Source organism: Nocardioides conyzicola (genome assembly GCF_039543825.1).
Classification (GTDB): domain Bacteria; phylum Actinomycetota; class Actinomycetes; order Propionibacteriales; family Nocardioidaceae; genus Nocardioides; species Nocardioides conyzicola.
Genome location: NZ_BAABKM010000002.1, coordinates 1,483,634 through 1,502,144, shown reverse-complemented (window position 1 = coordinate 1,502,144; position 18,511 = coordinate 1,483,634). Strand labels below are relative to the sequence as shown.

The window sequence follows — 18,511 nt, the reverse complement described above, 5'->3', positions numbered from 1 at the left end:
GCCTGCTCAGACGAGCGCAGGCTTCCCTTGGTTGCGGGCGGCGTCTCCTGACGGCTTGGATCGGCGCATGACCGCCAGTGGGCTCAGTGACGCCGAGGTCCCGATCGGACCGCACGAGGACGAGCCGCACCAGGGCGGGTTCAACAACCGGCTCAACTGGCTGCGCGCCGCCGTGCTCGGCGCCAACGACGGCATCGTGTCGACAGCCGGCATCGTGATCGGGGCCCTCGGCGCGACCACCAACCGGTCCGCGATCGTGATCGCCGGCGTGGCCGGGCTCGCCGCCGGCGCGATGAGCATGGGCGCGGGGGAGTACGTCTCCGTCAGCACCCAGCGCGACTCCGAGCTGGCGATCCTCGCCAAGGAGCGCCGCGAGCTGCGCGACGAGCCGGAGGAGGAGCTCGCCGAGCTCGCCGGGCTGTACGTCGAGAAGGGCCTCGACGAGGAGCTCGCCCTCGAGGTCGCGATCGCGCTGACCGAGAAGGACGCCCTGGGCGCGCACGCCGAGGCCGAGCTCGGCATCGACCCCGACGACATCTCCAGCCCGTGGAACGCCGCCTTCGCGTCGACCGTCTCGTTCACGATCGGCGCGCTGCTGCCGCTGCTCACGATGACCCTCGCCGCGCCCGGCGTCCGGCTCTGGCTGACCGTGGCGTCGGTGGTCGTCGCGCTCGCCCTCACCGGCTGGGCCAGCGCCCGCTTCGGCTACGGCAGCCCGCGTCGCGCGGTCCTGCGCAACGTCGCGGGAGGCCTGTTCGCGATGGCGGTCACCTACGGGATCGGGTCGTTGCTCGGCACCCAGATCGGGTGAGGCTCACTTCCTACGGGTGACGACCCGGACGACGTCCTTCGCCGTGGCCCAGGCCCCTGAGCGCACCGTCACGACGGTGGCCAGTGCCTTGGCCCGCTTCGCCCGGTTGGTGACGGTGACGAGCACGCGGACGTCGTACGTCGCTCCGGGCGCGAGCCTCGGGGTCCGGAAGGTGCCCTTCGTGACGGCCGCCGTGAGGTTGCGGCCGCTCGGCGACAGGTATCGGACCTGGAAGCCCCGGGCCGACCCGCCGCCCCGGAGCGCGAGCGCGTCCGCGACGCCGGCGTCGTTCTGGAGCGACACCACGGCCAGGGCCCGGTTGCCGACCTGCGTCGACGTGGTCCAGGACTGCCGCTTCCCGGGAGAGCCGTAGACGTCGTTGCCGAGGACCCTGCCGGCGACCTTGAGCCGGGCGTCCGGACGGCCGACGACCGGCGGCGCGACCACGCCGTAGCTCTGGGTCACCGTGTGCGTGCCCCCGCCGACCTCCGTGACGGTGACGGCGAAGGAGTGCGTGCCGACCGTGGCGGTGTCGATGGCGGCGCCGTCGGCGATCGGGCCGACGCACGACACGATCCCGGCGCCGCCCCGGTTGTCGGTGCAGGCGTAGTCGGCGAGGACCACCTGGCCGCGGGTGAAGTGGGCGCCGTCGGCCGGCGTGGCGACGACGATGTCGGTGTGCAGCGGCTCGAGCACCGTGGCGGTGACCTGGGCGACGGCCAGGTGGTCGTACGCCGGATCGGTGCTCGCGGCGGTGTGCGTGATCATGCACGTGCCGGCGTCGGTGGGGGAGACCGTGACGGTCTGCGGGGTCGCGTAGTCGGCCGGGGTGAACGTCAGCGTCGTCGGCACGGTGTCGCAGCCGACGCTGCTGCTCGCGTGCACCGTCACGTCGTCGGCCGGCGACTGCGACAGCCGCACCGAGTACGTCGCCGGTGCGCCGCCCTTCTCGAGCTCGAGCTCGTGGGGGCCGACGACCACGGACGAGTCGGAGCCGTCCAGCCAGGTGAAGCTCGTGACCAGCGACCCGGTGCTCTCCTCGGGGACGACGGGCTCCCACTGGGAGACGACGACGTCGTACGTCGAGCCGGCGTCGATGCCGACGGTCAGCGTCGACAGGTACTGGTCCGCCGCCGCGTCGATGTCGTCGTTGCAGCCCACCAGCTCGCCGTCGCTGTAGACCGCGACCAGGGTGTCCGGCGGCCCGCCGGGCGGCTCGAGGTCGGAGCCGGCCGTCGAGATCCGCACCCGGGTGTCGACCGTGGGCGCGATCCGGTACCAGACGCTCCCGTAGCCGGGACCGGGTGCGCCCGACCGGCACGGGAAGGCCGGGTCGTCCGGCTCCTCGGTCGCCCACCTGGCGTCGGGCTCGACGTCGGTGACCGTCGTGCCCACGGTGCCCGGGGTGACGACCTCGGCGTCGGCGCGGTCGTCGTTGCCGGGCGGGGGCGGGTCGGCTGCGGTGCCCGGAGCGACGGACAGGGACGTCAGCGCGAGGACCAGCGCCAGCACGATGCCGGCCGGCCGCCGGCTGCCCCGAAACCCCATGCGGCCATGGTCTCAGCCGGGGTTGGATGGGCGCATGGTGTTGCGGATGTTCGTGGCCGTCGTGCCGCCCGAGGGGGTGATCGAGCACCTCGACGAGTTCCTGGAGGTACGCCGCTCGGCCGCGCCGTTCCGCTGGGCGGCGGCCGAGCAGCTCCACGTCACGCTGGCGTTCCTGGCCGAGGTCGAGGAGCGGCGCCTCGACGACCTGGTCGAGCGGCTCGGGCGCGCGGCGGCCCGGCGTACCCCCTTCGACGCACGGGTCGCGGGCGGCGGCGCCTTCCCGGACGCCGGTCGCGCCCGTGTCATCTGGGCGGGCCTCGACCTCGACGAGCTCGGCCGCACCGAGCTCGGGCGGCTGGCCACCGGCTGCCGTGTGGCTGCCAACCGGGCCGGGATCGCGGTCGACGGGCAGCGGTTCCGGCCCCATCTCACGCTCGCTCGGCTCGGACATCCCGGGGAGGTGTCCGACTGGGTGCGGCTGCTCGACGGGTACGCCGGGCCGCCGTGGCGGGTCGACCGGGTGAGCCTGGTGGCGTCGTACCTCGGCGAGGGTCCCCGCGGGCGGCCGCGCCACGAGACCGTGGAGGAGCTCGCCCTCGGCTGATGCGTGTCGCGCATCACATCGGGCTATCGAGCGTCGGCGTTCTGCCCTAGGTTGCGACGGGTGAAGATCGCGGTGGCAAGAGAGACCCGTGCGGGCGAGATGCGCGTGGCGATGGTCCCGGAGCTCGTGGGCAAGCTGACCGGTCTGGGCTACGACGTGGCCGTCGAGCCGGGCGCGGGACTGCACGCGCTGATCTCCGACGAGGAGTACGCCGCTGCCGGGGCCGTCCTCGACGACGCGGCGCTGGACGGCGCCGACGCGGTCGTCTCGGTGCAGCCGCTGGCGACCGACCAGATCCGCCGGCTCCCCGCCGGGGCGGCGACGATCTCCTTCCTGCCGACCGGGCAGGAGCGCGAGGTGGTGACCGCGCTGCGGGACGCGGGCGTGACGTCGTTCGCGATGGAGCTGGTGCCGCGGATCTCGCGCGCCCAGGCCATGGACGCCCTCTCGTCGCAGGCGCTGGTGTCGGGCTACCGCTGCGCGGTCGTCGCGGCCGGCATGCTGCGCCGCTTCTTCCCCCTCAACATGACGGCGGCGGGCACGGTCCCGCCCGCCCAGGTGGTCGTGCTCGGCGCCGGCGTCGCCGGGCTGCAGGCGATCGCGACCGCCAAGCGGCTCGGCGCGGTCGTCAAGGCCTACGACGTCCGCGCGGCCGCCGCCGAGGAGATCCGGTCGGTGGGAGCGCAGGCGATCGACCTCGAGCTCGACACCCTCGAGGGTGCGGGCGGCTACGCCCGTGAGATGACCGAGGAGCGGGCGGCGCTGCAGATGGAGCGGCTCACGCCGTACGTCGCCGCCGCGGACGCGCTGATCACCACGGCCGCCGTACCCGGCCGCAGGGCGCCGCTGCTGGTCACCCGGGCGATGGTCGAGCAGATGAGCCCCGGCTCCGTGGTCGTCGACCTGGCCGCCGAGTCCGGCGGCAACGTCGAGGGCGCGGTCGCGGGCGAGGTGGTCCGGATCGGCAACGCCCAGGTCTGGGGCGGCGCCAACGTGCCGTCGCAGATGCCCGGGCCGGCGTCGCGGCTCTACGCCCAGAACATCGTCAACATCGTCACCCTGATGACGCGCGCGGCGACCGACGGTCCGGACGGCAGGGAAGCCGGCGCCTTCGCCCCCGACTTCGACGACGAGATCGTCATCGGCTCCTGCGTGACGCACGACGGAGCGATCCGGCACGAACCCACGCGCGTGGCCCTGGAAGGGGAGAACTGATGGACGAGGCAGTCGTCTGGCTGACGATCTTCATCCTGAGCGTCTTCGTCGGCATCGAGGTGATCGCAAAGGTCTCCTCGACGCTGCACACGCCGCTGATGTCCGGCGCCAACGCCATCCACGGCATCATCCTGCTCGGCGCCGTCCTGGTGACCGGGACGACCGACAGCGATGTGGCGCTCGTCGTCGGGCTGGTCGCGATCGTGCTGGCCGCGATCAACATGGTCGGCGGCTTCGTGGTGACCGACCGGATGCTGCAGATGTTCGTGCGCAAGAAGCCCAAGCCTGCGCCGACGTCCGACGGGACTCAGCAGTCGGGCGGGGCCGCCTGATGACGACGATGCCGACCTGGGTCCAGCTCGTCTACCTGGCCTGCGCCATCTGCTTCATCCTCGCCCTCAAGGGCCTGTCCGGACCGAAGACCGCCCGTGTGGGCAACCTGATCGGCGCCGCCGCGGCCGTCGTCGCGGTGGTCGTGCCGTTCATCTACCTGGAGCTCGACCACGTCTGGCTGATCGTGGCCGCCATCGCGGTCGGCACGGTGATCGGTGTCGTCGGCGCCCAGCGCGTGCAGATGACCCAGATGCCGCAGATGGTCGCGCTCTTCAACGGCGTCGGCGGCGGCGCGGCCGCGCTGGTCGCGCTGCTCGAGCTCGACGAGATGATCCCGCACGCCGACTCGATCAGCTGGTTCACGCTCGCCGCAACGGCGTTCACGATCCTGGTGGGCTCCGTCTCCTTCGCCGGCTCGATCGTCACCTTCGCCAAGCTCCAGGAGCTGATGACCTCGCGGCCGGTGGTCTTCCCCGGCCTGCCGGTCGTCTTCGGTGCCGCCGGCATCGCCGCGGTCGTCCTCGGCGTGCTCACGGTGACCAACCCCTCGATGTTCATCGGCATCGACCTCGCGGTGGTCGGCCTGGTCGTCGGCATGCTGCTGGTGCTGCCGGTCGGCGGCGCCGACGTACCGATCGTGATCTCGCTGCTCAACGCGTTCACCGGCCTCACGGTCGCCGCGTCCGGCTACGTGCTGGGCAACGTCGTGCTGCTCGTGGCCGGCACCCTGGTCGGCGCGTCCGGCACGTTCCTGACGATGCTGATGGCCAAGGCCATGGGCCGCTCGGTGACCAACATCCTCTTCGGCGCCCTCAAGGGCGGCTCGACCCTCGGCGCCGGCGAGGCGTCCGACCGGCCGGTGAGGTCGGCCGGGCCCGAGGACATCGCGATCCTGCTCGGGTACGCCGACCGCGTGATCATCGTCCCCGGCTACGGCCTGGCCGTCGCCCAGGCGCAGCACACGCTGCGCGAGCTGGTCGACGTGCTCCTCGCCCGCGGCGCGCACGTCGACTACGCGATCCACCCCGTCGCCGGCCGGATGCCCGGCCACATGAACGTGCTGCTCGCCGAGGCCCAGGTGCCCTACGAGCAGCTGATCGAGATGGACGAGATCAACGGCGAGTTCAAGAACACCGACGTCGTCCTCGTCGTCGGCGCCAACGACGTCGTCAACCCGGCCGCCAAGACCACGCCGGGCGCCCCGATCTACGGCATGCCCATCCTCAACGCCGACGAGGCCAAGCAGGTCGTCTTCATGAAGCGCTCCATGCGACCCGGCTTCGCCGGCATCGAGAACGAGCTGCTCTTCGAGCCCACCACCACGTTGCTCTTCGGCGACGCGAAGGACACGCTCGGCAAGCTGCTCAACGCGGTCAAGGCGCTGTGACGTTATGCCCCGTCAGTCGTTGAGATGGCATGACTGACGACGACGAGGAGCGCCGCGGCCGCCCCGACGGCCACCGCTACGACGCGCCCGAGTCCGACGAGAGCCGGGTCAGCAAGGAGTGGGTGTACGCCGTCCTCGGCATCCTCGTGCTCCTGCTGATGGTGCTGATCGCCACCGGCAAGGTGCAGATCTTCCCGAGCTGATCAGCCCACCACGCCGTACAACCGGTCGCCGGCGTCGCCGAGGCCGGGGACGATGTAGCCCTTGTCGTTGAGCTTCTCGTCCATCGCGGCGGTGACGATCGTGACCGGGACGTCGAGGCCCTCGAGGTCCTTCTCCAGCCGGGCGCAGCCCTCGGGAGCGGCCAGCAGGCAGATGGCGGTGATGTGGTCGGCGCCGCGGTCGGTGAGGAACTTGATCGCGGCCGCCAGGGTCCCACCCGTCGCGAGCATCGGGTCGAGCACGTAGCACTGGCGCCCGGACAGGTCCTCCGGCAGGCGCTCGGCGTACGTCGAGGCCTCGAGCGTCTCCTCGTTGCGGATCATGCCGAGGAAGCCGACCTCGGCGGTGGGCAACAGCCGCATCATCCCGTCGAGCATGCCGAGCCCGGCCCGGAGGATCGGCACCACGAGGGGCCGCGGGCTGGCGAGTTTGGTGCCGGTCGTCGGCGACACCGGGGTCACGATGTCGACCGGCTCGACCCGGACGTCGCGGGTGGCCTCGTAGGCGAGCAGCGTCACCAGCTCGTCGGCCAGGCTCCGGAACGTCGGGGAGTCGGTGTCGATGTCGCGCAGCACGGTGAGCTTGTGAGCGACGAGGGGGTGGTCGACGACGTGGGTGCGCATGGGCAAACAGTAGTGGCCCAGCAGGGAAAGGGGGTTGGCCGCATCCCCCCGGTCTGCCACTCTGGAAGACCCGACGGGGAGCACCACCGGGCAGCCGCAGTTGCAGAGGGATCGGAGGAGTGCGATGACCGAAGAGATCGACGGCGTCGACTTCGCCCTCGCTGCCTATCGCGACGAGGGTGTCTGGACCGTGAAGGAGCTCGCGCACGACGTGATCGAGGACGTCGACCGGCTCTCCCACGCGCTGCGCCGCTTCCCGGGTGACGGCGGTGCCGTCGGCCTGGTGGCGATGGACGAGGACTTCTTCGTCATCGTGCGCGTGGCGGGCCAGAGCACCCGGGTCCTGCTCTCCGACATCACCGCGGCCGACGAGTGGGAGCTGGCCAGCTCCGCCGTCACCTTCCTCGGCCTGCCGCCGCCGGAGGACGAGGACGACCAGGTCCCCGCCGGCGACCTCGACCTGCTCGGCGACCTCGGCATGCACGCCATGGACATGGGGGTGCTGCTCGACGACGTTGACCTCTACCCCGACGAGATGCTCTCCGACGTGGCTCGCAAGCTCGGGTTCGGCGAGCTCTTCGACGACGCGATCGGCCTCACCTCGGCGTGAGCACCCAGCGGTGGGTGGGCGCGATGACCGCCGCCCTCGACGAGGCGCGCGCCGCCCTGGCGACCGACGACGTGCCGATCGGCGCCGTCGTCCTCGCGCCGGACGGTACGACGGTCGGCCGCGGCCGCAACGTCCGCGAGGCCGACCACGACCCGACCGGGCACGCCGAGGTCGTCGCCCTGCGCGAGGCCGCCCGCGCCCACGGCGAGTGGCGCCTCGACGGGCACACCCTCGTGGTCACGCTCGAGCCGTGCACCATGTGCGCCGGCGCCGCCGTGCTCAGCCGGGTCGAGCGGGTCGTCTTCGGTGCCTGGGACCCCAAGGCCGGCGCGGTCGGCAGCCTCTGGGACGTCGTCCGCGACCGACGACTCAACCACCGCCCCGAGGTCGTGGCCGGGGTGATGGCGGGCGAGTCGGCCGCGCTGCTCGACGGGTTCTTCGCCCGGCACCGCTGATACCTGACGTCCGTCCTGGTGATTGGTGCGTCGCCGACCACGCCGTGAGGGTGGTCACATGCGAGTTCGCGTCGAGCACCTGGACCACCCCGTCGGCATCGCCGAGCGCCGCCCGCGCCTGTCGTGGCAGCTGCCGCCCGGCACCGTCGCCCAGGACGGCTACGAGCTGGAGGTGGACGGTACGGCGTACGGGCGGACCGACTCGGCCGAGACCGTGCTCGTGCCCTGGCCGGCCGACGACCTCGGCTCGGGGGCGCGCCGCAGCGTCCGCGTGCGCGTGTGGGCCGACGGGCGGGACCTCGGCTGGTCCGAGCCGACCGTCCTCGAGACCGGGCTGCTCGACGCCGCAGACTGGACCGCCGCGTGGATCCGCCCCGACGAGGGTGAGGTGCCGAAGGCCGGCTCTCGCCCTGCGTACCGGGTCCGCGGCGAGGTCTTCGTCAACGCACCGGTGCGCGGCGCCCGGCTGCACGTCACCGCGCACGGGCTGCACGAGACCTCGATCGACGGTGCCCGGGTCGGCGACGACGAGCTCGCGCCGGGGTACACGGAGTACGCCGTGCACACCCACGTCCGGACGCACGACGTCACCGCGCTGCTCTCGCCCGGCCGGCACGTGGTCGAGGCGCTGCTCGCGGACGGCTGGTTCCGCGGCCAGGTCGGAGCCCCACGAGCCAGCGACCAGTGGGGCGATCGGACGGCCTACCTCGCCCAGCTCGTCGTCGAGCACGAGGACGGCACGACCACGGTGCACGGCACCGGTCCCGACTGGCAGTGGACGACCTCGCACATCGTGGCCGCCGACCTCATCGACGGCCAGTCCGAGGACCGCCGCCTGGTCGGCGCCGTCGACTGGCGGCCGGTCGTCGTCGCGGAGATCGGGTACGACGCGCTGACGTGCTCGCCCGCCCCGCCGGTCCGTCCGGTCGAGGAGCTCCGCCCGGTTTCGGTCACCACGCTGCGCCCCGGGGTCCAGGTCGTCGACCTCGGCCAGAACATCAACGGGCACGTCCGCCTGACCAGGCTCGGGCCGGAGGGCACCGCGCTGACGCTGACGCATGGCGAGGCGCTCGGCCCCGACGGCGACGTCACGATGGACCACCTGGTGCCCAACCTGCCGTTCCTGCCCGACCTCACCGCCGGCCAGGTCGACCACGTGGTCTCGGCCGGGGTGGTGGGCGACGTCTTCGAGCCGCGGTTCACCACCCATGGCTTCCGCTACGTGCGCATCGAGGGAGACCTGCCCGCGATCTCGGCGGGCGACGTCACCGGCGTCGTCGTGCACACCGACCTGCCCGAGCGTGGTGGGTTCACCTGCTCGGACGACCGGCTCAACCGCCTGCACGACGCCGCGGTGTGGAGCTTCCGCGGCAACGCCTGCGACGTACCGACCGACTGCCCGACGCGCGAGCGCGCCGGCTGGACCGGCGACTGGCAGCTCTACGTCCCGACCGCGTCGTACCTCTACGACGTCGCCGGCTTCTCCCTCAAGTGGCTGCGCGACCTCGCCGCCATGCAGTGGGCGGACGGCACCCTCAACAACATGGCGCCGATCCCGGTGGCCGAGCGCACCGGCTTCCTCGAGCAGGTCAACGGCTCCGCCGGCTGGGGCGACGCCGTCGTGCTGGTGCCGCTCGAGCTCCACCGCGAGTACGGCGACGCCGAGGTGCTCGCCGAGCTGTGGCCGGCGATGGTGGCGTGGCTCGACCGGATGGAGCGGATGGCGACCCACGACCGCCACCCCGACCGGGTCGCCCGCCACCCCGAGCCGCGGCCGCACGACCGCTACCTGTGGGACACCGGCTTCCACTGGGGCGAGTGGCTCGAGCCTGATGGCCACCCGGGCGACGACTTCGAGGGCTTCATCAAGGCCGACAAGGCGGTCGTCGCCACGGCCTTCTACGCCTGGTCGACCCGCAACGCCGCCGAGATCGCGCGGGTGCTGGACGACAAGGTGACCGCGGACCGGTACGACGAGCTGTCGCGGCTGGTGACGGCGGCGTGGGTCGAGGAGTTCGTCGAGGACGGCCGCGTCGTCCCGCACACCCAGGCCAACCTGGTGCGGGCGCTGGCCTTCGACCTGCTGCCCGACTCGCTCCGGCAGCGCGCGGCCGACGACCTGGCCGCGCTGGTGCGCGACTTCGGCGTCCACGTCGGCACCGGCTTCCTCGCCACCCCCGACCTGCTGCCGGTGCTCGCCGACCACGGCCACGAGGACCTCGCCTACGAGCTGCTCATGCAGGACACGGCGCCGTCGTGGCTCGCGATGATCGACCGCGGCGCCACCACCGTGTGGGAGCTGTGGGACGGCATCGACGCCGACGGCGTACCCCACGAGTCCCTGAGCCACTACTCCAAGGGCGCCGTCATCTCGTTCCTGCACCGCTACACCGCGGGGCTGCGCCGTACGTCGCCGACGTGGCGGACCTTCGAGGTCGCCCCCCGCCCCGGCGCCGGCCTGACCTGGGCCCGGACCCACCACGACTCGCCCCACGGCCGGATCTCGGTCGCGTGGTCGCTGTCCGACGGGGCGTTCGCCCTCGACGTCACCGTCCCCCCGGGCTGCGTGGCGACCGTCGTGCTTCCGTCCGGTGCGACCTCCGAGGCCGGGCCGGGCGACCACTCGTTCTAGTCCCGCGGGCCCCCGTGCATCAGCCCGTCGAGACCTCCCGGCAGCGTCGACACCAGGTCCGGGTCGAGCTCACCGTCGACCAGCACGAACACCACCCGCGCCACCTCGGTGCCGCGGTTGGCCCAGGCGTGGTCGGTGCCGCGCTGCACGACGATGTCGCCCGCGCGCAGCGTGACCTCGGAGTCGTCGAGGACGAGCGTGATCTCGCCGGACAGCACGATGCCGTAGTCGATCGACGCCGTCCGGTGCACCGGCGACTGCAGGCCGCGCTCGTCGAGGTGGCCCGGCGCGAACTCGTTGATCCGGATCTTCGTGCCCAGCGGCGGAGGAGGTACGGCGAGCGTGCGCGCCGTCGGCTCGTCCGGCTCGACGGCCGTGACCAGGGCCGGTGCCCCGGCGGTGTTCCAGATCTCGTGGAACTCCACGCCGTCGTCCGGCAGCGACTTGCTCACCGGCACAGGACCGTCCGAGAGCACGACCGAGACGCCGGAGGGGGTGTGGCCGGTGACCACGCGGCGCGGGACCGTCATGCGTGGCTGACGATCGGGCCGCCGTGGAGGGCGACCATCTCGGGCCAGAGGCTGGGGATGTTGAGGGTGACGATCGGCTCGTAGTCGGTGAGCTCGACGTAGGCCCGGTGCAGGTTGCAGACGACCCGCTCGCTCTCGGGGAGCGCGGCGTACGGGCTGTCCTGGAGCGCCTTCTGCGCCGCCTCGAGCGGCGTCAGGCCGGCGGCGTACGACGTCGTCGCGATGCCGGAGATCCACTCGACGTACGCCTCGAGCTCGTCGAGCACGCGGCCGACGTCCTCGCCGCGGCAGACCGGCCCGTGGCCGGGCAGCAGCACCTCGGGCTCGAGCGCGCGCATCCGCTGGGTGGCCTTCCGGAAGCCCAGCATCGAGCCCTCCATGAAGATCGGGTGGCCACCCGAGAACGCCAGGTCGCCCGCGAACATCACCTTCTGCTCCGGCAGCCAGACGCCGACGTCGTTGGTCGAGTGCGCCGGACCCATGATCTTCAGCTCGACCGCGAACTCGTCGAGGTGGATCGCGATGTCGCTGTCGATCGTCACGTCCGGCGGGCGCACGACCAGGTCGCCGTAGTCGGCGGGCAGCTCCTTGGTCGCGGCGAGGCCGGCGCGCAGCACGCCGGCGCGGCAGAGGTGGTGGCCGATGATCGTGGTCGTCGGCGGCAGGAAGCCGTTGCCGTACGTGTGGTCGGGGTGGCTGTGCGTGTTGACCGCGATCTTCGGGTCGCGCTCGGAGACGCCCGCGACCTCGGTGAGGAACGCCCGGTTGCGCTTCTCGGTCGAGGTGGTGTCGACGATGACGGCGTCGCCCGACGCGTCCGTGATGACCCCGCAGTTGTTGACCATCCACCCGCCGTCGGGTTGCACGAAGGCGTACACCCCCGGCGCCATCTCTTCGAGGTACGAGTTCCCGTCATCCCAGGTCATGGCACCCAGTCAGCCCGACGCCCTGCACGTGGACAAGAGTGGCGGGCATCACGTCCACCGATCACTGGCATCCGCGATCGGCCGGTTCCGGACGCCGTACGCCGCTGCGAGGCTCCAGCGGTGTCGACGACCGCGCTGGAGCAGACCGTGCGCTGGCCGACGCTCCTCGTGCTCGCGTCGCTGGCGGCGGTCGCGCCGGTGTCGACGGACCTCTACCTGCCGGGCTTCCCCGAGCTCGGCGACGACCTCGGTGCGTCGGCGAGCGCGGTCCAGCTGACGCTGACCGCGTTCCTCGTCGGGCTCGCTCTCGGGCAGCTGGTGATGGGGCCGCTGTCCGACCGCTACGGCCGGCGTGCACCTCTGGTCGCCAGCGCCACCGTCTGTGTCCTCGCCGGGATCGTCTGCGCGCTGGCCCCGACGCTGACCGTGCTGGCCGTGGCCCGCTTCGTCCAGGGCCTCTCCGGTGCCGGTGGGATGGTGATCGGCCGGGCCGTGATCGCCGACCTGGTGACCGGCAAGGCGGCCGCGAGGGCGTTCACCCTGATGCTCACCGTCGGCGGCGTCGCGCCGGTCCTGGCGCCGCTGGTGGGCGGCCTGCTCGCCGACGCGGTCGGCTGGCGCGGGATGCTCTGGACGGTCGCGGGCCTGTGTGCAGCGATGCTCGTCGGCGTCGTCGTGGTGCTGCGCGAGACGCACCCGCCGTCCGCCCGGGCGACCAGCGCCACGTCGTACGCCGACGGGATCCGGACCGTCGCGCGAACCCGCGGCTACTGGCCGCCGGTCGCGACGATGGCGCTGTCGTTCGCGATGATGATGGCCTACATCTCGGCCTCGCCGTTCGTCTACCAGAACGTCGTCGGCCTCTCCGCCGTCGCGTACGGCGTCGCCTTCGGCGTCAACGCCGTCGGCCTGATCTCCGCGGGCTGGATCTCGGCCCGGTCGGTCGAGCGCCTCGAGCCGCGCCGGATCGTGCGGTTCTGCGTCAGCGTCCAGGTGACAGCAACGCTGACCTTCGTCGTGCTCGCCGCTGTCGACGCGCCCACCTGGCTGCTGCCGGTGCCGATCTTCGTCGCAGTCACCACCAACGGCGGCGTGATGGGCAACTCGGCCGCGGCCGCGATGTCGCAGGTCCGCGCGGTCGCCGGGTCGGGGAGCGCGGTGCTGGGCTTCAGCCAGTTCGCCCTCGGCGCACTGGTCTCGCCGCTGGTCGGCCTCGGTGGCGAGGACTCCGCCGTCGTACCGGCGGTCGTGATGGCGTCGGCGTCTGCTCTGGCGTTCGTCGCCAGCAGAGGAGTCAGTCGAGCTGGTCCTCGAGGTGGATCGCCACGTCGTACAGCAGACCGCGCAGCCACACCCCGGCCGGATCCTTCTCCCGCCGAGGGTGCCAGTGGGCCGCCTCGGTGATCCGCACCGGGTCCATCGGCGTCTCGGCGACGACCAGGTCCAGGATCTCGACGCAGCGGCGGGCGAGCCGCGACGGCACGAACGCGCACATGTCGGTGCCCGCGACCGCGAACGGCAGCGTCAGCAGGCTGGTCACCTGCACCAGCACGTTGCGGCCGCCGAGCCCCTTGTCCTCGACCTCGACCTCCAGCGGGCGCCGCTTGTCGCCGGCGGCGGCGAACTCCGCGACCGCGTGCGGCATCTCCATCAGGTCGTCGAGGGTCAGCGCCCCGTCCCTCAGCCGCGGGTGGTCGCGGGCGACCAGGCAGACCAGCTCGTCGGTGAAGATCGGCTGGGTGCGGCCGGGGAACTCGAAGCCCAGCGGTGCGACCAGCAGGTCCCGCCGCATCAGCTGGGTCTCGACCTGGTCGCGGCGTACGTCGAGGGGGTCCAGCGCCAGCGTGCACCCCGGCGCCTGCTCGGCGAAGACCCGGGTGAGCGGCTCCGAGAGCACCGTCATCGCGTACTCCGACATGCTCACCGAGAACTTCTTCGTGCTGGTCGCCGCGTCGAAGTCCCGCTGGTTGCCGAGCAGCGCCTCCGCCGCCTCGACCGCCTCGGCCACGACCGGTCGCAGGTCCTCGGCCAGCGGTGTCAGCTCGAACCCGCGCCCCGCGCGCACCAGCAGCTCGTCGTCGAACTGCTTGCGCAGCCGCGTCAGTGCGCCGCTCATGGCCGGCTGGCTCATCGTCATCCGCTCGCCGGCGTGCGTCAGGTTCCGCTCCTCGATCAGAGCGTGCAGCGCGAGCAACAAGTTGGCATCAACGCCCCGCAGCTGTTCCCGCACGTCACAGACAGTAGTGGCAGAGTGACGGCCGACACAGGTGGGATGTCACCCCGGAGAGGAGCAGCGCCATGGCACTCGGCGGCACCGATCTCAACCTCCTTCTCCCGCTGAAGGTCCTCCTCGAGGAGGGCAACGTGACCCGCGCGGGCCAGCGCCTCGAGCTCAGCCAGCCGGCCATGAGCGCGGCCCTGGCCCGCCTGCGCCGACGCTTCGACGACGAGCTGCTGGTCCGCGCGGGCCGCGACTACGAGCTCACGCCCTTCGCGCGCGACCTGCTGCCCGAGGTGCAGCACGCCGTACGCCTGATGGGAGCAGCGCTCCAGCTCGAGGACGAGTTCGACCCGTCCACGTCCCGGCGTACCTTCCGGCTGACGATGAGCGACTACGCGATCGCCGTGGTCCACGAGCCCCTGGTCCGCCTCGTCGAGGCGGAGGCTCCCGGCGTCAGCCTCCGCATCGGCCACCTGGGTCCCGAGTCCCGCTCCTCCGACCGGGTGCTCGTCGACAACGACGCGCTGATCGCGCCGCTCGGCTTCGGCTTCCCCGGCATGTCGCGCCCGTTGTGGCGCGACCGGATGGTCGTGATCGCCGACCGCACCAACCCGCGCCTGGTCGACGGGCGCCTGACGATGGCCGACCTCGCGGAGCTGCCGCACGCCGTCGGCTCCTTCGGCCCGGGCGTCCTCACGCCGGTCGACCGGGTCTTCGGCGAGCACGACATCGAGCGCCACGTCGCCCTCCAGGTCTTCGGCTTCCTGCCGCTGCCCTTCGTCATCGAGGGGACCGACATGGTCGCGGTCGTCCCCGAGATGCTGGCCCGCATCCACCTGCGCGAGGGTGGCGCCGTCGTGCAGGTCGACCCGCCGTTCGGCGAGGTGCTCCTCCCCGAGGGCTACTGGTTCGCCCAGGACCGGCTCTCCGACCCGGCGCACCGGTGGCTCTTCTCGCGGCTCGACGCGGTGCGCGATCAGCTGGCCGTCGAGGCCCGCTGAAGGCGGATCGCCGAGACCAGGAAGAAGATGCCTCCCAAGGTCGCGTAGCCGGCGAGGTTGGTGAGCGAGGCGTCCGTGCCGGCGGCCATCAGGACGAAGCCGGCTCCGGCGAGGACGGAGATCGAGCCGCTGACGATCATGGCCCACTGACCTCCGAGACGCCTGCGGCGTACCGCCACGACGACCTGGACGGCGCCCGCGGCGATCGCCCAGGCACCCCACACCCGCAGCACGCTCGGGATCCCCGAGCTGACGGCGACGCCCAGCGCGATCGCCGTGACCAGGCTCAGCGCGATGTTCAGGCGGAGCGGACCGCGCGGGCGGTCGGCCTCCGTCGAGCGGACGTCGTACGCCGCCGCGGCGAGGTCGACCAGCGGGTAGAGCACCAGGAGCACGACGCTGACCGGGTTGAGGTCCGACGCCATGACGGCGAAGAGGCCCGCCCAGACGACGGCGAAGGCGAAGCGCGCGTAGTAGAGCGTGCGCAGGTCGTGGGACATCGTGGTTCCTCGTCTCGGCTCGGTGAGCGGCAGCTGGTAGATAGACCGATCGGTCTACTAGGAGGATGCTGCGCGAGCGACGGTCTGTCAAGACCGATCGTTCTATCTGCTAGCGTCGGGGACATGTCGGAGGCCAGGGCACGACTGCTCGCCACGGCGAGCCGGCTGTTCTACGCCGAGGGCATCCATGCCGTCGGCATCGACCGCATCATCGCCACCGCCGGGGTGACCCGGGCGACCCTCTACCGCCACTTCCCGGGCAAGGACGACCTCGTCGTCGCCTACCTGACCCAGGCCGACGAGGCCATCCGCGAGCGGACCGGAGCCGCGATCGCCGCCGGGGCGTCCGCCGACGACGTCATCCGCGCGGTCGCGCAGGCCATCGCCGACGACCTCCATCGCCCCGGCTTCCGCGGCTGCGCCTTCCTCAACGCCGCCGCCGAGTATCCGGACGCGACCCATCCGGTCCACCGGGCCGTCCTCGAGCACCGGCAATGGCTCCTGGACACCGTCACCGAGCTGTTCTCCCAGACCGGCAAGCCCGACCCCGAGCCTGCTGGCAGGCACTTCGTCATGCTGCGGGACGGCGCCATGGCGGCCGGCTGCCTGACCGACCCCGCCCCCATCTCCGAGACCTTCCTGCGGGGGATCGAGGGCCTCCTCACCTACCGCAGCCGCGCCTAGCGGCCCTACCGGTCCGGCGGCACCGGTACGTCGGCGCTCCACCGGGCTCGACGCTCGTCGTCGGTCTGCTCCCACCACGGGGTGCCGCGCTCGCCGAGCGCGACCTTGGCGGCCTGGACGCCCGCGCGGGTGGTCGGCTCCTCGTCGGTCCCGCGCGTACGGCGTACGTCGCGGCGCCAGGCCATCAGGATCCTGGTGAGCTCTGCCCGACGCTCCTCGGGGATGGCCGGGTCCGTGGCCCGCCACCTCCGGCCGTCGACCACGAGGTAGCGGCCGTCCGGCGTGATCTCGGGCGTCTCGCTCATCCCACGAGCGTAGGACCGTCATCTCGTTGTCACCTCCGCGTTCGCAGGCGTGGCTACGCTCGGGATGTTGAGACGTTTCATTCCCGCGACCCACTCGGAGGCGAGCATGCCCACGATCACCACCAACGACGGCACCGAGATCTTCTACAAGGACTGGGGATCCGGGCAACCGATCGTCTTCAGCCACGGCTGGCCCCTGTCGTCGGACGACTGGGACACCCAGATGCTGTTCTTCCTGGGCCAGGGCTACCGGGTCGTCGCCGCCGACCGGCGCGGGCACGGCCGCTCGTCCCAGACCAGCGACGGCCACGACATGGACCACTATGCGGACGACCTGGCGGCCGTGGTCGAGCACCTGGACCTGACGGACGCGGTCCACGTCGGCCACTCCACGGGCGGCGGCGAGGTCGCGCACTACATCGCGCGCCACGGTGAGAGCCGCGTCGCCAAGGCCGTGCTCATCTCGGCCGTGCCGCCGTTGATGGTGCAGACCGAGGCCAACCCCGGTGGTCTGCCCAAGAGCGTCTTCGACGACCTGCAGGCCCAGCTCGCCGCCAACCGCTCGGAGTTCTACCGGGCGCTTCCTTCGGGCCCCTTCTACGGGTTCAACCGGGACGGGGCCACACCGTCGGAAGCCATCATCGAGAACTGGTGGCGCCAGGGGATGATGGGTGGCGCCAAGGCCCACTACGACGGCATCGTCGCCTTCTCCCAGACGGACTTCACCGAGGACCTCAAGAAGATCTCCGTCCCCGTCCTGGTCATGCACGGCGACGACGACCAGATCGTGCCGTACGAGGACGCCGGCGTGCTGTCGGTCAAGCTCGTGCAGAACGGCACGTTGAAGATCTATCCCGGGTTCCCGCACGGCATGCCGACGACCGAGGCCGACACCATCAACGCCGACCTCCTGGAGTTCATCCGCTCCTGACGGGCGACCGGGCCGCGGCGTACCCAGGGCTCGGCTACTCCGACAGCACGTCGCGCCAGGAGTGCTCGGGGTCGAACCCGAGGAGGTTCCTGGCCTTGTCGATCGAGTAGAAGGTCTCGTCGCGGCCCATCTCCTTGCGCACCTCCACCCCGTCGTAGAAGCGGTCGCGGATCTCCTGAGTGGTCGCGGAGACGGACATGTCGGCGTTGGCGACGTTGAAGACCTCGAAGCCCAGGCCGTCGGTCTCCAGGCAGCGCTGCACCATCTGGCCGAGGTCGCGGGTGTCGATGTAGGCGAAGACGTTGCGCCGCCGCAGGGACGGGTCCTCGAGGAACGGCGGGAACATCTCGGCGTACTCGTGCGGCTCGATGACGTTGTTGATCCGCAGGCCGTAGATGTCCGCGCCGGTGCGGGCGTGGAAGGACCGCGCCGTCACCTCGTTGGCGACCTTGGACATCGCGTAGGAGTCCTCGGGGATCGTCGGGTGCTCCTCGTCGACGGGCACGTAGAGCGGGCGTCGCTCGCCCTGCGCGAAGCAGACCCCGTACGTCGTCTCCGAGGAGGCGAAGACGACCTTGCGCACGCCGAGGCGGGTCGCGGCCTCGAGCACGTTGTAGGTGCTGAGCACGTTGGCGGCGTACGTCGTGGCGTCCGGCCGCAGCAGGATCGCCGGGACGGCGGCGAAGTGCACGACCGCGTCGTACGACGGCTTCTCGGGCAGGTCGAGCTCCTCCCCCCGCGCCAGTCCGGCGAGCGCCGAGTAGACCTGGCCGGCATCGGTGAGGTCGACCCGCAGGTCGGCGATGTCCGGGTGCTTCAGGGGGACGAGGTCGGCGTTGGTGACGTGGTGGCCCTGGGCGGCGAGGTAGGGCGCGACGTGCTTGCCCGCCTTGCCGCTGCCGCCCGTGAAGAAGATGCGCATTCCGGTGCCGTACCCGTTGGCGGCCGAACCACCCGATCGGGCCATGGGTCG

General features: G+C 72.0%; 21 protein-coding genes. 13 read left to right on the top strand and 8 right to left on the bottom strand.

Annotated features, from left to right (window positions below):
• Positions 1-67 precede the first annotated feature (67 nt).
• Positions 68-811 (top strand): VIT1/CCC1 transporter family protein, encoded by a 744-nt coding sequence (locus ABEA34_RS10385; protein WP_345521179.1) that lies wholly within the window; start codon positions 68-70, stop codon positions 809-811.
• Between the two features lie 3 nt (positions 812-814).
• Here the strand turns inward: ABEA34_RS10385 and ABEA34_RS10380 are convergent, their stop codons facing one another.
• The gene (locus ABEA34_RS10380) at positions 815-2,359 is read right to left on the bottom strand and encodes a hypothetical protein (RefSeq protein ID WP_345521178.1); all 1,545 of its coding nucleotides are present in this window, start codon (positions 2,357-2,359) and stop codon (positions 815-817) included.
• A gap of 34 nt (positions 2,360-2,393) precedes the next feature.
• Between ABEA34_RS10380 and thpR the strand changes: the two genes are divergently transcribed.
• Genes thpR through ABEA34_RS10355 form a run of 5 tightly spaced genes read left to right on the top strand, consistent with a single transcriptional unit; the run spans position 2,394 to position 6,101 of the window.
• Positions 2,394-2,963, top strand: a complete 570-nt coding sequence (gene thpR, locus ABEA34_RS10375; RefSeq protein WP_345521177.1) for an RNA 2',3'-cyclic phosphodiesterase — start codon at positions 2,394-2,396, stop codon at positions 2,961-2,963.
• Between the two features lie 60 nt (positions 2,964-3,023).
• Complete coding sequence (locus ABEA34_RS10370; protein WP_345521176.1) at positions 3,024-4,178, top strand: NAD(P) transhydrogenase subunit alpha; 1,155 nt, start codon at positions 3,024-3,026, stop codon at positions 4,176-4,178.
• The gene (locus tag ABEA34_RS10365; protein WP_345521175.1) at positions 4,178-4,510 is read left to right on the top strand and encodes an NAD(P) transhydrogenase subunit alpha part 2; all 333 of its coding nucleotides are present in this window, start codon (positions 4,178-4,180) and stop codon (positions 4,508-4,510) included. Before ABEA34_RS10370 ends, ABEA34_RS10365 begins: the two co-directional genes overlap by 1 nt.
• Positions 4,510-5,898, top strand: coding sequence for an NAD(P)(+) transhydrogenase (Re/Si-specific) subunit beta (locus ABEA34_RS10360; RefSeq protein ID WP_345521174.1), 1,389 nt, complete (start codon positions 4,510-4,512; stop codon positions 5,896-5,898). The genes ABEA34_RS10365 and ABEA34_RS10360 overlap by 1 nt, the downstream gene beginning before the upstream one ends.
• A 29-nt stretch (positions 5,899-5,927) precedes the next feature.
• Positions 5,928-6,101: a hypothetical protein gene (locus ABEA34_RS10355; RefSeq protein ID WP_345521173.1), complete on the top strand. Its 174-nt coding sequence runs from the start codon at positions 5,928-5,930 to the stop codon at positions 6,099-6,101.
• Here ABEA34_RS10355 and upp read toward each other — a convergent pair whose 3' ends face one another.
• Complete coding sequence (gene upp, locus ABEA34_RS10350) at positions 6,102-6,743, bottom strand: uracil phosphoribosyltransferase (protein WP_345521172.1); 642 nt, start codon at positions 6,741-6,743, stop codon at positions 6,102-6,104. It lies immediately after the preceding gene.
• Positions 6,744-6,867: 124 nt separating this feature from the next.
• Here upp and ABEA34_RS10345 point away from each other — a divergent pair, with 124 nt between their 5' ends.
• Genes ABEA34_RS10345 through ABEA34_RS10335 form a run of 3 tightly spaced genes read left to right on the top strand, consistent with a single transcriptional unit; the run spans position 6,868 to position 10,440 of the window.
• Positions 6,868-7,353, top strand: coding sequence for a tRNA adenosine deaminase-associated protein (locus tag ABEA34_RS10345; protein ID WP_345521171.1), 486 nt, complete (start codon positions 6,868-6,870; stop codon positions 7,351-7,353).
• Positions 7,354-7,376: 23 nt separating this feature from the next.
• A complete protein-coding gene (locus tag ABEA34_RS10340; RefSeq protein WP_345522776.1) occupies positions 7,377-7,808 on the top strand; it encodes a nucleoside deaminase in 432 nt (143 codons plus the stop codon).
• 58 nt (positions 7,809-7,866) lie between these two features.
• Positions 7,867-10,440 carry a family 78 glycoside hydrolase catalytic domain gene (locus ABEA34_RS10335; RefSeq protein WP_345521170.1) on the top strand — a complete coding sequence of 858 codons (2,574 nt, stop codon included), beginning with the start codon at positions 7,867-7,869 and terminating at the stop codon, positions 10,438-10,440.
• On the opposite strand, the gene ABEA34_RS10330 is transcribed toward ABEA34_RS10335, so the two are convergent.
• Both ABEA34_RS10330 and ABEA34_RS10325 read right to left on the bottom strand, forming a co-directional pair.
• Positions 10,437-10,970, bottom strand: a complete 534-nt coding sequence (locus ABEA34_RS10330; protein WP_345521169.1) for a cupin domain-containing protein — start codon at positions 10,968-10,970, stop codon at positions 10,437-10,439. The two genes, ABEA34_RS10335 and ABEA34_RS10330, sit on opposite strands and share 4 nt — an antisense overlap.
• Positions 10,967-11,896, bottom strand: coding sequence for an MBL fold metallo-hydrolase (locus tag ABEA34_RS10325; protein ID WP_345521168.1), 930 nt, complete (start codon positions 11,894-11,896; stop codon positions 10,967-10,969). The genes ABEA34_RS10330 and ABEA34_RS10325 overlap by 4 nt, the downstream gene beginning before the upstream one ends.
• A gap of 120 nt (positions 11,897-12,016) precedes the next feature.
• Between ABEA34_RS10325 and ABEA34_RS10320 the strand changes: the two genes are divergently transcribed.
• Entirely contained in the window at positions 12,017-13,300 is a 1,284-nt protein-coding gene (locus ABEA34_RS10320; protein WP_345521167.1) for a multidrug effflux MFS transporter, read from the top strand.
• Here ABEA34_RS10320 and ABEA34_RS10315 read toward each other — a convergent pair.
• A complete protein-coding gene (locus ABEA34_RS10315) occupies positions 13,191-14,093 on the bottom strand; it encodes a LysR family transcriptional regulator (protein ID WP_345521166.1) in 903 nt (300 codons plus the stop codon). The two genes, ABEA34_RS10320 and ABEA34_RS10315, sit on opposite strands and share 110 nt — an antisense overlap.
• A gap of 101 nt (positions 14,094-14,194) precedes the next feature.
• Here ABEA34_RS10315 and ABEA34_RS10310 point away from each other — a divergent pair, with 101 nt between their 5' ends.
• Positions 14,195-15,118, top strand: a complete 924-nt coding sequence (locus tag ABEA34_RS10310; protein ID WP_345521165.1) for a LysR family transcriptional regulator — start codon at positions 14,195-14,197, stop codon at positions 15,116-15,118.
• On the opposite strand, the gene ABEA34_RS10305 is transcribed toward ABEA34_RS10310, so the two are convergent.
• The gene (locus tag ABEA34_RS10305; RefSeq protein WP_345521164.1) at positions 15,094-15,618 is read right to left on the bottom strand and encodes a hypothetical protein; all 525 of its coding nucleotides are present in this window, start codon (positions 15,616-15,618) and stop codon (positions 15,094-15,096) included. The genes ABEA34_RS10310 and ABEA34_RS10305 overlap by 25 nt on opposite strands.
• A gap of 123 nt (positions 15,619-15,741) precedes the next feature.
• Between ABEA34_RS10305 and ABEA34_RS10300 the strand changes: the two genes are divergently transcribed.
• A complete protein-coding gene (locus tag ABEA34_RS10300; RefSeq protein ID WP_345521163.1) occupies positions 15,742-16,302 on the top strand; it encodes a TetR/AcrR family transcriptional regulator in 561 nt (186 codons plus the stop codon).
• 5 nt (positions 16,303-16,307) lie between these two features.
• Here the strand turns inward: ABEA34_RS10300 and ABEA34_RS10295 are convergent, their stop codons facing one another.
• Positions 16,308-16,607, bottom strand: a complete 300-nt coding sequence (locus ABEA34_RS10295; protein ID WP_345521162.1) for a hypothetical protein — start codon at positions 16,605-16,607, stop codon at positions 16,308-16,310.
• A 106-nt stretch (positions 16,608-16,713) separates the two neighbouring features.
• Here ABEA34_RS10295 and ABEA34_RS10290 point away from each other — a divergent pair, with 106 nt between their 5' ends.
• Positions 16,714-17,538: an alpha/beta fold hydrolase gene (locus tag ABEA34_RS10290; RefSeq protein WP_345521161.1), complete on the top strand. Its 825-nt coding sequence runs from the start codon at positions 16,714-16,716 to the stop codon at positions 17,536-17,538.
• A gap of 34 nt (positions 17,539-17,572) precedes the next feature.
• Here ABEA34_RS10290 and ABEA34_RS10285 read toward each other — a convergent pair whose 3' ends face one another.
• On the bottom strand, positions 17,573-18,505 hold the full coding sequence (locus tag ABEA34_RS10285; RefSeq protein WP_345521160.1) for an NAD-dependent epimerase/dehydratase family protein: 933 nt from the start codon (positions 18,503-18,505) through the stop codon (positions 17,573-17,575).
• Positions 18,506-18,511 lie beyond the last annotated feature (6 nt).